Origin of the sequence: Streptomyces sp. NPDC002889 (genome assembly GCF_042888425.1) — a bacterium.
Lineage (GTDB): Bacteria > Actinomycetota > Actinomycetes > Streptomycetales > Streptomycetaceae > Streptomyces.
On record NZ_JBIAPT010000007.1, the window covers coordinates 213,688 to 226,956 of the forward strand.

3 protein-coding genes and 1 pseudogene are annotated in these 13,269 nt (G+C 70.7%); 1 reads left to right on the forward strand and 3 read right to left on the reverse strand.

Annotation, left to right across the window (positions count from 1 at the left end; translation table 11 throughout):
- Nucleotides 1–91: 91 nt before the first annotated feature.
- The 3 genes and pseudogenes from ACFYWI_RS12990 to ACFYWI_RS13000 all read right to left on the reverse strand — a co-directional run.
- Nucleotides 92–448, reverse strand: a complete 357-nt coding sequence (locus tag ACFYWI_RS12990) for a nuclear transport factor 2 family protein (RefSeq protein ID WP_389229797.1) — start codon at nt 446–448, stop codon at nt 92–94.
- A gap of 465 nt (nt 449–913) precedes the next feature.
- Complete coding sequence (locus ACFYWI_RS12995; protein WP_389230087.1) at nt 914–6,571, reverse strand: thioester reductase domain-containing protein; 5,658 nt, start codon at nt 6,569–6,571, stop codon at nt 914–916.
- Nucleotides 6,572–6,608: 37 nt separating this feature from the next.
- Nucleotides 6,609–11,333 (reverse strand): annotated as a pseudogene (locus ACFYWI_RS13000) (SDR family NAD(P)-dependent oxidoreductase); the annotation flags it as partial.
- Between the two features lie 296 nt (nt 11,334–11,629).
- Between ACFYWI_RS13000 and ACFYWI_RS13005 the strand changes: the two are divergent.
- The gene (locus tag ACFYWI_RS13005; protein ID WP_389229800.1) at nt 11,630–13,246 is read left to right on the forward strand and encodes an aspartate aminotransferase family protein; all 1,617 of its coding nucleotides are present in this window, start codon (nt 11,630–11,632) and stop codon (nt 13,244–13,246) included.
- The last annotated feature ends 23 nt before the right edge of the window (nt 13,247–13,269 follow it).

Here is a 13,269-nt window from a genome sequence, read left to right on the forward strand (position 1 = left end):
CAGCGACCCCGGGGCGACCCCGACGAGGTGCGCATTCGGGCCGACACCGTCGTAGTGGAGCGGGACCCCGTGGTCCCGCTCCACGAAGGAGTCAGAAGCCGTTGAAGAAGCCGTGCAGTCGGCCGATCCGGCCGCCCTCGAACCACGCGACGTCAAACCCGCTCACTACCGGTGCGCCACCTGTGGGGCCGACCTGCCACGAAAAGTGGACGGCGCCGTGGTGGGTCAGCACCGTGCCATAGGTGAAGAGCATCCCGGTGAAGTTCTTCTGCGCAGTGGCAATGTACTTGCCGATAGCCGCGGCGCCGTTGGCGGCGATACTCGGGTCGGTATACGTGGCGTTCGGAGTGAAAACGTCGTCAAGCAAAGCCTGTCGAGCCCGGTCATCCGATTCGTTCCACATCGCGATGTACTTTTCGACCAGCTTGGTAACGGCATCCTTATCCATGGCAAAGGACTATATCACCGACCGTGCTCAGATCTTTCCAACTTGCAGCGGCAGTACAGTAGTTGGCCTTGCAGACGGGCTCAGGTATATGGGCTTTCGGCCAAAGAGAACCGTCTCCACCGGAGGCCTCGCGTGCTTGTAAACCTGCCGGGCCCGGACATGTCGAGTTCTGCCTGCGTTTCCTCGCCCTGCGCCTGCGCGAACACCGTCGTGCTCCTCGGTAAACGGTGGCGGCGCCTGAGCGCGGGCCGGCAGGCCCGGCTCGGCCCTGAACTCACCCTCACCGCATGGCAACGAGAGTGAGCTCAGGACGCAGCCGGAACATGACCGGTCGGCGGTCAGGTCGCGTTGGGTGTCTCCCTGCACGACTCGGGCACCGACGACGGTGGACCGGTCCGGGGTGGTCAGCAGCCTCGCGACATCGGTGCGCTCCGGACAGCACCGAGCACGATCACGCGCTCACGATCAGTCCTCTCCACGCGTGTGGTCACTCCGTTGCTCATCCTGAACGGGCGCGCGGGTCGGGAAATAGCCCGCACGGACGAAGAAACTCACGTATTTGTCGAACAGTTCCCGGTCGATCGGCGGGCATTCGATGCCGGTGCCGCGCAGTGCGTCTTCGGTGTCCGACACGTCGATCGGCGGGTAGGTGGTCGTGCCGCTGCCCGCGTTCATCCCCTCGAACGAATCCAGCAGCGGGACGACGGCGTTCTTCCTGTCCGAGCGCACCTGGGCCGACCACGAGTTCCAGTCCAGTTCCGGCAGGTTGTACCCGAAGGACCTGAGGTGCTCGACGAACTCCGTGAACGTCTGGTTCTGCCGGTTGTAGAGGTGGAAGGTCCGGCTCGCGGTCTCCTGCCGGGTCGCGAGTGCCGTGATCGCCGCGCTGACGTAGTCCACCGGGACCATGTGGAGGACGCCGGCAAGGCTCTCGGGTACCGCTCCGGCCTCCAGCAGGCCCTTGAGGCTCAGCCAGACGAAGTCCTTGGTCTGGCAGGCGCCGGTCACCCGGTCGCCGCACACGACGTCCACCCGGTAGACCGAGACGGGCAGTCCTCGGCTCCTGGCGAGCTCGATGACCTGCTCGGCCACCCACTTGCTCTGCAGGTACCCGTTGTGCAGCAGGTGTCCGGGGCCGGTCGGGTCGGTCACGGTGGCCGGAGCGGCATCGGGGCCAGGTGCGGGGAACACCCCGGTCGTCGACACGTAGTGCACCGGAACCGTCCGGTGCGCCGCGGCCAGTCGCAGTACCTCCCGGGTGCCGCCCACGTTGCCCGGTGCGAGTGCGGTGTAGGGCCGCACCCAGCTGACCGTCGCGCCGGCGTGGTAGACGACGTCGACCCGGCGGGAGAGCTCATCGAACTCGCCTTCGGTCAGGCCCAGTCGGGTGGCGGTCAGGTCGCCGACGACGACGGAGAGCCGGGACGGGTCGATGTCGTCCCAGACCTGGTACCACGCCAGGTTCTCGTGCAGCCGGCGGGTCGCCTCGGCCTGGTCACCACCCCGCACCAGGCAGTGCACCGTGGCCGTGGTCGACCGCATCAGGTCGCGGAGCAGGAACGCCCCGAGGAATCCGGTGGCGCCGGTGAGCAGGATCTCGGCGGGGTCCGTGGCCACCCGGATGATCTCGTCGGCCGGCTGGATGTCCTCGTCGAGGTGGACCTCGGCCGTGAAGTCGACGTCGGCGGCTCCAGCGGCCTCCCCGGTCGCGGCTGCCAGGAGGGTGCACAGGTGCTCCACCAGCTCCTTCGGCGTGGGGTGCTCGAAGACCAGCGAGGGCGGCAGCTTCAGACCGGTGGCCTCCGCGAGCCGGTTGCGCAGCTCCACCGAGGTGAGTGAATCGAACCCGGAGTCGGAGAAGCGCTGGTGCTCTTCGATCGCGCCCGGCGCCGAGTGCCCGAGCACCAGCGCCACTTCGCGGTGGAGGAAGTCTGCCACGACGTCACGCCGACGCGACGGGGACAGGCCCGCCAGCCGCTCGGGCAGGAGCTCGTTTTCGGCCGGGGACTCGCCGTAGCCTCCGTCGGTGTTCTGGACCAGCCGGCGCAGCAGGAGCGGCGCCCGCCGGGCGTTGGACCGCAGGGCGGTCAGGTCGACGGGGGTCACCACCAGCGCGGGCCGGTCGGCCCGGAGCGCGAGGTCGAGCAGCTCCGGCCCGGTGTCCTCGGTGATGGTGAGCAGGCCGGAGCGGGCGATCCGGTCGAGTTCGGTACGGGTCAGGTGCCCGCTCATCCCGCGTTCGTGGGCCCACAGTCCCCAGGCCAGGGAGGTCGCCGGCAGTCCGAGTCCGGAGCGGTGACCGGCCAGCGCGTCGAGGAATGTGTTGGCCGCGGCGTAGTTGGCCTGGCCGGTGCCGCCGATGATTCCCGCGACGGACGAGAACAGGACGAAGGCGTCCAGGTCCCGGTCGAGGGTGAGTTCGTGCAGGTTCCACGCGGCATGCACCTTGGGCCGCAGGACGGTGGCCATCCGCTCCGGTGTCAGGTCCGGGATCATGCCGTCGTCGAGCACGCCGGCGGCGTGCACGATGCCGGTGAGCGGGTGCTCGTCCGGGATGCCGTCCAGCAGTGCGGTGAGTGCCTTCCGGTCGGCGAGGTCACAGGCGACGACGCGCACCTCGGCGCCGAGTGCGGTGAGTTCGGCGGCCAGTTCGGTGGCGCCGTCCGCCTCGGGTCCCCGGCGGCTGACCAGCAGCAGCTGGGACACGCCGTGCGCGCGGACCAGGTGACGGGCGAACAGCCCGCCGAGCGCCCCGGTCCCTCCGGTGATCAGCACGGTGCCGCCGGAGCGCCACTGGGCACCGGTCCGCGGTTCACCGCCCGGCGGGACCTTGGCCAGGCCGGGTACGAGCGACTGGCCGGAACGGACGGCGACCTGCGGCCGGCCGGACTCCAGGACCGACGGCACGGCCGCCGGAGATTCCGGGTCCTCGTCCACGTCGACGAGCACGACGCGGTCGGGCGCCTCCGACTGCGCCGATCGCAGCAGTCCCCAGAGCGGTGCCGCGACGAGGTCCGAGACGTCCGTGCCGTCGTGGTCGGTGGACACGGCCCCACGGGTCAGGACGACCAGCGGGACATCGGTGGTCCGATCGTCCGCCAGCCACGCCTGGAGCAGAGCCAGCGCCTGATGCGCGGTCTCCTCGGCACGCCGGGGCACATCGCCGCCCGAGGAGAAGATCATCGGGACGAGCAGGGCGTCGAACGGAGTGTCCGAATCGAGCGCGGCCAGCGCGTCCGCCACCTCGTCGAAGACTTCGCCGGGGGCGAATTCCGGCCGATCGGGGAGATCGACACCGCCGACGCGCAGCGTCGCCAGTGCCGGCGGCGTGGCCGGTACGGTCGGGGTTACCGGGGTCCAGTCGACGCGGAGCAGCGAGTCCCGCGGACCCGGCACGGTCGTCGCCGGACCGGAGACCGCGTCGGGCTTCAGCCAGTACCGCTCCCGCTGGAACGGGTAGGTCGGCAGGTCCACCCGCCGCGCCCCGCTCCCGGCGAAGAAAGCGGTCCAGTCGACAGGTATCCCGCCGGACCAGAGCCCGCCCAGCGCCGCGACCGCGTCGTGTGCCTCGTCCTGTCCGTTGCGCACCGCGGCCACGGGGGTGATCGGCGCGCTCTCGGCGACCATGGCCGAGAGCACTCCGGCCGGGCCCAGTTCCAGGGTGACGGTCACGTTCTGGTCGGTCAGGGTGCGGGTCGCGTCGAGGAAGCGGACCGGCTGCCGGACCTGGTCCACCCAGTACTGCGGGGAACGGAGCTGTTCCTCCGTGGCGACCCGGCCGGTGAGCGTCGACACGATGGGGATGCTCGGCGCGTTCAGGGTGACCTTGCGCAGCACCTGGCCGAACTCTTCGAGCATCGGCTCCATGAGCGGCGAGTGGAACGCGTGGCTGACCGTCAGCTGCTTGGTGCGGCGTCCCCAGGACCGTATGGTCTCGCTGATCTCCTCGACCGCGTCCCGGTCGCCGGAGACCACGGTCGACACCGGACCGTTGACCGCGGCGATCGCCGCGGCGCCGTCGGACCGCAGCAGTGGTGCGACCTCGTCCTCGGTGGCCTGCAGCGCGACCATCGCGCCGCCCTCCGGCAGTGCCTGCATGAGCCTGCCGCGCGCGGTGACCACGGCCGCCGCGTCCGGCAGCGACAGCACTCCGGCCACGTGTGCGGCGGACAGCTCGCCGATGGAGTGGCCGGCGAGGAAGTCCGGGCTGATCCCCCACGTCTCGAAGAGACGGAACAGGGCGACCTCCAGCGCGAACAGCGCCGGCTGGGCGTACCGCGTCTCGGTCAGACGGCTCTCGTCCTCGAGCACCTCGCGCAGCGAGTGCTCCAGGTGCGGGTCGAGGTGGGCGCAGACCGCGTCGAAGGCCTCGGCGAACGCCGGGAACTCCTCGTACAGCCGCTTGCCCATGGCGACGCGCTGTGCGCCCTGGCCGGTGAAGAGGAAGCCCAGTTTGGCGCCCTTGCCCGGCGTCACGGCGGCCGCGGTCCGAGCCCCTTCCTCGGCCAGCGGACGGAGGGCCGCGAGCAGCGACTCGGCGTCCGGACCGACCACCACGGCTCGGTGCGGCAGGGCCGCACGGGTGGTGGCCGTCGAGTAGGCCAGGTCGGCCGTGGACAGACCGGGGTTGTCCTCGATGTACGAGATCAGGTTGCGCGCCTGGGCGGACAGGGCCGGCCGGCTCTTGGCGGAGAGCGGCAGCGGGAGGAGCCCGGGTGCCCGCGCCGGGCTCTCGTCCTTCTCCTCCTCGGGCGCCTGCTCCAGGATCACGTGCGCGTTCGTGCCGCTGACCCCGAACGAGGAGACCGCCGCTCGGCGCGGCCTGCCCGTCTCCGGCCACGGACGCTGCTCGGTGAGCAGCTCGACCGCGCCCGCGGACCAGTCGACCAGCGGTGTCGGCTCGTCGACGTGCAGCGTCCGCGGCAGCGCCCTGTGCCTCATCGCCTGGACCATCTTGATCACGCCGCCCACGCCGGCCGCCGCCACCGAGTGCCCGATGTTGGACTTCAACGATCCCAGGTAGAGCGGGCGTTCCGGGGCGTGCGCGGCGCCGTAGGTGGCCAGCAGTGCCTGTGCCTCGATGGGATCGCCGAGCCGGGTGCCGGTGCCGTGCGCCTCGACGACGTCCACATCGGCGGCGTCCAGCCGCGCGCCGGTGAGCGCGGTCCGGATCACCCGTTCCTGCGACGGGCCGCTGGGAGCGGTGAGGCCGTTGGAGGCGCCGTCGGAGTTGACCGCCGACGAGCGCAGGACGGCCAGCACCCGGTGCCCGTTGCTCACGGCGTCGCTGAGCCGTTCGAGCAGGATCAGCCCGACGCCTTCCGCCCAGCTGGTGCCGTCGGCGGCGGCGGCGAACGACTTGCACCGGCCGTCGGGGGCCAGGCCGCGCTGCCGGGAGAAGTCGACGAACCCGCCGGGGCTTCCGGCGATCGTCACGCCGCCGACGAGGGCGAGGCTCGATTCGGCGGTGCGCAGCGACTGCGCCGCGAGGTGCATGGCGACCAGGGACGACGAGCACGCCGTGTCCACGGTCATGGAGGGGCCCTCGAAGCCGAAGGCGTAGGAGATACGGCCGGAGACGACGCTGCCGAGTTTGCTCGTCAGCAGGTACCCCTCGAACTCCTCCGGGCCGGCCAGCCCCAGGTAGGACTGCTCCACGGCGCCGACGAAGACACCGACGTCGGCGCCGTTCAGGGCGGTCGGGTCGATCCTCGCGTGTTCGAAGGTCTCCCAGGCGGTCTCCAGCAGCACCCGCTGCTGGGGGTCCATCGAGAGCGCCTCACGCGGCGAGATGCCGAAGAACGCGGCATCGAATTCGGTCGCTCCGTGGAGGAAGCCGCCTTCCCGTGTGTACGTGGTGCCCGGGACGTCCGGGTCGGGGTCGTAGAGCGCGTCGACATCCCATCCGCGGTCGGCGGGGAACTCGGTGACGCCGTCCCGTCCGTCCACGACGAGCTGCCACAGGTCGTCTGCCGAGCGCACGCCTCCCGGGTAGCGGCAGGCCATGCCGACGATCGCGATCGGTTCGGCCCGGCCGGACTCCAGTTCCGCGATGCGCTGTCGGGCCTTCCGCAGGTCGGCGGTGACCCATTTCAGATAGTCCGCGAGCTTCTTCTCTTCCACCATGAGGGGTTTACCTGTTCCAGAAGTCGGGCGGGAGTCAGTACTTGGCGCGGCCGAGCTCGTTGTCGATGAAGTCGAGCAGTTCGGCGGTCGATGCCGATTCGAGCGGGTCGGCCGGGTTCGCGTCGGATCCGTCCCCCGGTGTCGCGCCGGTCTCCAGCCACCGCGACAGGAGCGTCTGCAGCCGGACGGTGATCTCGTCGCGGTCACCGTCGATGTCGGTGCCGTCGCCGGCCGTGAGCACGTCCTCCAGCTCGTCCAGCGCGGCGAGCACGGTCGAGCGCGGCTGCACCGCGGCGTCCGTCGCGAGGCGAGTGAGCAGGAACGCGGCCAGCTTCGACGGAGTGGGGTGGTCGAACACCGCGGTGGCCGGCAGCTGGGAGCCGGTGACCGTGTTCAGCCTGTTGCGCATCTCCACCGCGGTGAGCGAGTCGAAGCCCAGCTCCCGGAACGGCTGTTCGGGGTCGACCACTGTCGGGTCGCTCAAGCCCAGTACCGCGGCCACGCCGCCGCGGACGAGCTCGAGGACGAACTCCTCGCGCTCGGCACCGGTCATCTCGGAGAGCCGCTCCACCACCGGCACCTCTGCGCCGGCCGTCGAGGGGCGGCTCTGCGGGGGCACCAGCGCCCGCAGCAGCGGAGGAACCCGGTCGAGCGCCCGCAGTACGTCCAGGTCGAGCGGCGTCGTGGCCACCGCGGGCCGAGCCGTCAGCAGCGCGGCGTCGAACAGCGCCATCCCTTCCTCCGCGCCGATCGGGGTGAAGCCGTCCCTGGCCAGCCGGGCGCGGTCGATGTCGCCCAGTCCTGCGTTGATGCCACCGTCGACGTCCCACATCCCCCAGGCCAGCGAGGTCGCGGGCAGTCCCTGAGCCCGACGGTGCTCGGCGAGCCCGTCGAGGTAGGCGCTGGCGGCGGCGTAGTTCGCCTGCCCGGGCCCGCCGAACAGCCCGACGGTCGAGGAGAACAGGACGAAGGCCGACACGTTCGCCTCGCGCGTCAGGTCGTGCAGGTGCCACGCGGCGTCGGCCTTGGGGCGCAGGACGGAGTCCAGCTGCTGCGGTGTCATGGCCGAGAGCAGACTGTTGTCCAGGATCCCCGCCGCATGAACGATTCCGCTCAGCGGCCGGTCGGCGGGGATCTCGGCGAGCAGCGCGGCGAGGGCTTCCCGGTCCGAGACGTCGCAGGCGGCTATGTGGACCGTCGCGCCGAGCTCGGTCAGTTCGGTCCGCAGACTGGCGGCTCCCGCTGCCTGTGCACCCGCGCGGCTCGCCAGCAGAAGATGCGTGACGCCGTGCTCGGTGACGAGATGGCGGGCGACGGTGGCGCCGAGCACGCCGGTGCCGCCGGTGATCAAAACCGTGCCTTCCGGATCCCACACCGGGCTGTCCGGCCCGGTGCGCACGGCGGAGGAGCGGATCCGGCTCAGCCGCGGGACCCGGACCTGGCCGGCCCGGACGGCGGCCTGGGGCTCGTCGGCGGAGAGCAGTGAGGAGAGCACGGCCGGGGGAATCGGCTCGGTGTCCGTGTCGGCGTCGGTGTCCACGAGCAGGATCCGGTCGGGTGCCTCCGACTGCGCGGACCGGACCAGACCCCAGACCGCCGCGGCGGCCGGGTCGGGTGCCTCGGTGTCCGTCGTGGCGACGGCGCCCCTGGTGACGACGACCAGGCGGGTGTCGGCGAAACGGTCGTCGGTCAGCCATTGCCGGATGAGGGTCATCGCCCGCTGGGTGAGCAGGTGTGCGGCGTCGGCGGGCCGCGGGGTCGCGCCCGTCGCCGCGTCGTCGTCCCGGCCGGTCTCCAGCGGAACGAGGAGGGCCTGGACCTGGATACCGGAGTCGAGCGCTGCTCCGAAGGCCGTCAGGTCGTCGTACGACGGGACTTCGGTCTCCTCGTCGGTGAACCGCCCGAGCCTCGCCCGGGTCGTGGCCCGGGCGGACGGCCGGACGACGTCCGGGATCCAGCCGACGTGGTGGAGCGCGCCGAGCGGACCCGGCTCGCCGGGCTCCGCGCCCGACGCCGCCGCGAGCTCCGCCGACGGCTCCAGCCAGTACCGCTCGCGCTGGAAGGGGTAGGTCGGCAGGTCGATCCTGCCCGCGCCGGTCCCGGAGAAGAACGCCGGCCAGTCGACCGGCACGCCCCGGGCGTACAGCACGCCGAGCGCGTTGATCAGCGTCTGCGGTTCCGGCTGCTTCTTGCGCATGGCGGGGACCGCGACCGCGTGGTCGACACTGGCGGCGGCCATCGCCGAGAGGACCCCGTCGGGGCCCAGCTCCAGCAGCGTGGTCACCCCTTCCCCCTCCAGGGTCCGCACGGCGTCGACGAAGCGCACCGGGTTGCGGATCTGGTCCACCCAGTAGTCGGCCGTGGTCCACGCGTCCCCGTTCTCCACCTGGCCGGTGACCGTGGAGACGATCCCGAACTTCGGCCGGTGGAAGGTGAGTTCCTTGGCGATCTCGCGGAACTCGTCGAGGATCGGGTCCATCCGGTGCGAGTGCGAGGCGCGGAGGATCGGCAGGACCTTGGTGTTCCGGCCGCGTTCCTTCCAGATCGCCGCGACGGCGTGGACGGCGTCCTCGTCGCCCGAAAGGACCACTGCGCGCGGGCCGTTGATCGTGCCGATCACCGCCCGCCCCTCCGGGTCGAGGGTCTCGCGGATCTCTTCCTCGGTCGCCTCGACGGCGATCATCGCGCCGCCCTCCGGCAGGGACCGCATCAGGCGTCCGCGGGCGGTCACCAGGACCGCGGCGTCGGACAGCGACAGCACGCCCGCGAGGTGGGCGGCTATCAGCTCGCCCGTCGAGTGGCCCACCAGGTAGTCGGGGTGCACCCCCCACGTCTCGAGGAGGCGGAACAGCGCCACGCCGACCGCGAAGAGGGCGGCGAGGGTGTAGTCGATCTGGTCCAGCTCGTCGCCGGACTCGATCACCGAGCGCAGTGGACGGGGCAGGTGCTCGTCGAGGGCCGCGCAGACCTCGTCGAAGGCCGCGGCGAACACCGGGAAGGTCTCGGTCAGTTCGCGCGCCATGCCGATGCGCTGAGCGCCTCCACCGGTGAACATGAACGCGACCTTGCCCTCCTCCTTGGTGCCGAGGATCGTGCCGGGGCTCTCGTCCGCCAGTGCGGCGAGGCCCTCCAGCAACTCGTCCCGGCCGGACGCGAGCGCCACGGCGCGGTGCCGCAGCGCCGAACGGGTGGTGGCCAGCGAGTGGGACAGGTCGAGCAGGCCGAAGTCGGGGCGTTCGGCGAGGAGCCCGCCGATGCGCTCGGCCTGAGCGCGCAGCGCCTGGGGGGACCTGGCCGACAGGACGTACGGCAGGACCGGCGGCGGCGTCACGGCGGCGGGCGCCGCGGTCGCGGAAGCCTCCTGTTCCTCCTCCGGGGCCGGCTGCGGGGCCTGTTCGACGATGACGTGCGCGTTGGTGCCGCTGAACCCGAACGCGGAGACGGCGGCGCGGCGCGGCCTGTCCAACACCGGCCAGTCCTGCGCCTCGGTGAGCAGGGTCAGCGCACCGGTGCTCCAGTCGACGTGCGGTGTCGAGTCGTCGGCGTGCAGGGTCTTCGGCATGACACCGTGGTGGATGGCCTGGACCATCTTGATCACGCCACCGACCCCGGCAGCGGCCTGCGTGTGCCCGATGTTGGACTTGAGCGACCCCAGCCGAAGCGGCTGGTCCGCCGGCCGGCCTCGGCCGTAGGTGGCGAGCAGGGCGTTGGCTTCGATCGGGTCGCCGAGAGGCGTTCCGGTGCCGTGCGCCTCGACGACGTCGACGTCTGCGGCGGAGAGTCCCGCGCTGGCGAGCGCCTGGCGGATCACCCGCTCCTGGGCGGGACCGTTGGGCGCGCTCAGCCCGTTGCTGGCACCGTCCTGGTTCATCGCCGACCCGCTGATCACGGCGAGCACCCGGTGGCCGTTGCGCCGGGCGTCGGAGAGCCGTTCCACCAGCAGGAGCCCAGCGCCTTCGGCCCAGCCCGTGCCGTCGGCGGAGGCCGCGAAGGACTTGCACCTCCCGTCGGCCGACAGACCGCGCAGCCGGGAGAACTCGACGAACGCCTGTGGCGTGGACATCACCGTCACGCCACCGGCCAGGGCCAGGTCGCACTCCCCTCGACGCAGCGCGGCCGCCGCGAGGTGAAGGGCGACCAGTGACGAGGAGCACGCCGTGTCGACGGTGACGGCCGGTCCTTCCAGGCCGAACACGTACGCCAGCCTGCCCGATGCGACGCTGCCGGCGCTTCCGCTGTAGAGGTAGCCTTCGAATTCCTCCGGCGGCAGGTGCGGGCGCGACCCGTAGTCGTGGTACATCGACCCGATGAACACGCCCGTCCGGCTGCCGCGAACCGACTCCGCGGCGATCCCGGCCCGTTCGAAGCTCTCCCACGCCGTCTCCAGCAGCAGGCGTTGCTGCGGATCGGTGGCCAGCGCCTCCCTCGGTGACATGCCGAAGAACTCCGGGTCGAACCTGTCCGCGTCGTGGAGGAATCCGCCCTGGTCGGTGTAGGACTTGCCGACGCTGTCGGGATCAGGGTGGTAAAGCCGGTCCAGGGACCAGCCGCGGTGCTCGGGGAAAGGGGTCACCGCGTCCACGCCGTCGGCGACCACCTGCCACAGGCGTTCCGGCGAGTCGACGCCGCCGGGATACCGGCACGCCATCCCGACGATCGCGATGGGTTCCCGCTCCTTCTCCTCGATCTCGCGCAGACGCCTGCGGCTGGCTTGGGCATCGGCAACAGCACGCTTGAGGTACTGGCGGAGTTGGTTTTCGTCAGTGCTCACTTGCCCTCAGCTCTCAGAATCGCCTCAGGAGAGGCACCAGCCGACTCCTCAGTACCGTGCACGAAAATCTTCCTTTCCCGGAGAACTTCTCTTGCGACTCGCACTCTTCGGCATTGTCACCCAGGCGTTGTCGCGATCCAGTAATTCCGCACTCTTGTCCGGTGCGGTGACTTCCGGTGACTGCGGGCTGATGTGCCAGTGAGCGACCGATTACAGGCCCGTGAGAAGAGGGAGGTAGCGTGCCGGGTAAGTAGGCCCTCAAAGGTTGGGAACCGGACTTAAAAATGATCCCGGAAATCGAAGAAAGCGACCTCGCGGAACCCTATATCGGGGGTCTGCTCGCCTCGCTCGGCCTGAGCGTCCACTTTTCCAGGGCGGAAAAGGACAGTCTTTTCTACCGTGACGACGCGGGGCGCGAGGTCTCGGTGCTCGACCTCGTCGGCGGCTACGGTTCGACGATCATCGGACACAACAATCCCGACATCGTCGGGTACGCGAAGGAGCTGCTGGACCAAGGGGTGCCGGTCCACGCGCAGTTCTCCAAGCACCCGTACGCCAACGGGCTCGCGCAGAAGGTCAACTCCGTCCTCAGGCGCGAGTTCGGCACGTCGGAGCCCTACTCCGCGATCTTCGCCAACAGCGGCGCAGAGGCGGTCGAGATCGCGATGAAGCACGCCGAGTTCGACCGGGTCGCGAAGCTGGCCGAACTGGCCGAGGAGATCGAGGGGAACCTCGAGAAGGCCCGTACGGCCGTGGCCGGCGGTGCCGAGATCGTCGGCGGAGAGCCTTTCGACCGCCTGGGTGCGGACGCGGACGCGGACGGGCCCCGTGGTTCCTCGCTGGACGAGGTGATCGCCGGGATCCGGAGCGTCAACCGTGCGCGCATGGCGACGGCGCCCGTGTTCCTGGCACCGGAGGGTTCGTTCCACGGGAAACTGGTCGGCAGCGTCCAGCTGACCCACAACACCGGTTTCCGGACGCCGTTCGCGTCACTGGCCGCGCAGTGCCGGTTCGTGCCGGTGCACGAACCGGACGCGCCGGCCAAGGCCATCGAGTCGGAGCGGAAGACGCTGTTCGACCTCGCGGTCGACGGCCATGCGGTGCGCGTCGTCGAGCGAGACCTGCCGGTCATCGCCGCGTTCATCCTCGAGCCGGTTCAGGGAGAGGCCGGGATCATGCCGTTCGACCGGGAGACCGTGCTGCGCATCCAGCAGGCGTGCGCGGCGGTCGACTGCCCGATCATCGTCGACGAGGTCCAGAGCGGCATGGGCCGCACCGGCGCCTTCTTCGCCAGTTCGCACCTCGGCCTCCAGGGCGACTACTACACGCTGGCCAAGAGCCTGGGCGGAGGGATCGCCAAGGCGGCGATGACGCTGGTGCGCGGCTCCCGCTACCGCAAGGAGTTCGAGCTGGTGCACAGCTCGACCTTCGCGAAGGACGCCTTCTCCACGCTGATCGCCGGCCGGACGGTGGACCTGCTGGAAGCGGAGGACGGCAAGGTCTACCGCATGGCGGCGGAGCGCGGAGAACGGCTGTCGGAGATGCTGCGGAAGCTCCAGGAGGAGTTCGGCACCGTCATCAAGGAGGTCCGCGGGAAGGGCCTGATGATCGGCCTGGAGTTCCACGACCAGTCGGATTCCTCGTCGGCGGTCATCGCCGAGCAGGCCCGCGCGGGACTCCTCGGCTACCTGCTGTCCGGCTACCTGCTGCGGGTCCACGCCGTGCGCATCCTCCCGACCGCCAGCGCCACGAACACCCTGCGGCTGGAGCCGTCCGTTCACATCACGGACGCCGAGATCGGCCGGCTGGAATCGGCGTTGCGCGGACTGCTGGTCGTGCTCCGCGACCAGAACGGCGCCGCCCTGCTGCCCACGGATTCGACCGAAGCGTCCGGCGAGTAGGAATTTCGGAGATCGGATTGACG

What these genes read in the sequence shown, in the direction of transcription:
- ACFYWI_RS12990 (WP_389229797.1), bottom strand. Translation starts at nt 448, where the DNA reads ATGGATAAGGATGCCGTTACCAAGCTGGTCGAAAAGTACATCGCGATG.
- ACFYWI_RS13005 (WP_389229800.1), top strand. Translation starts at nt 11,630, where the DNA reads ATGATCCCGGAAATCGAAGAAAGCGACCTCGCGGAACCCTATATCGGG.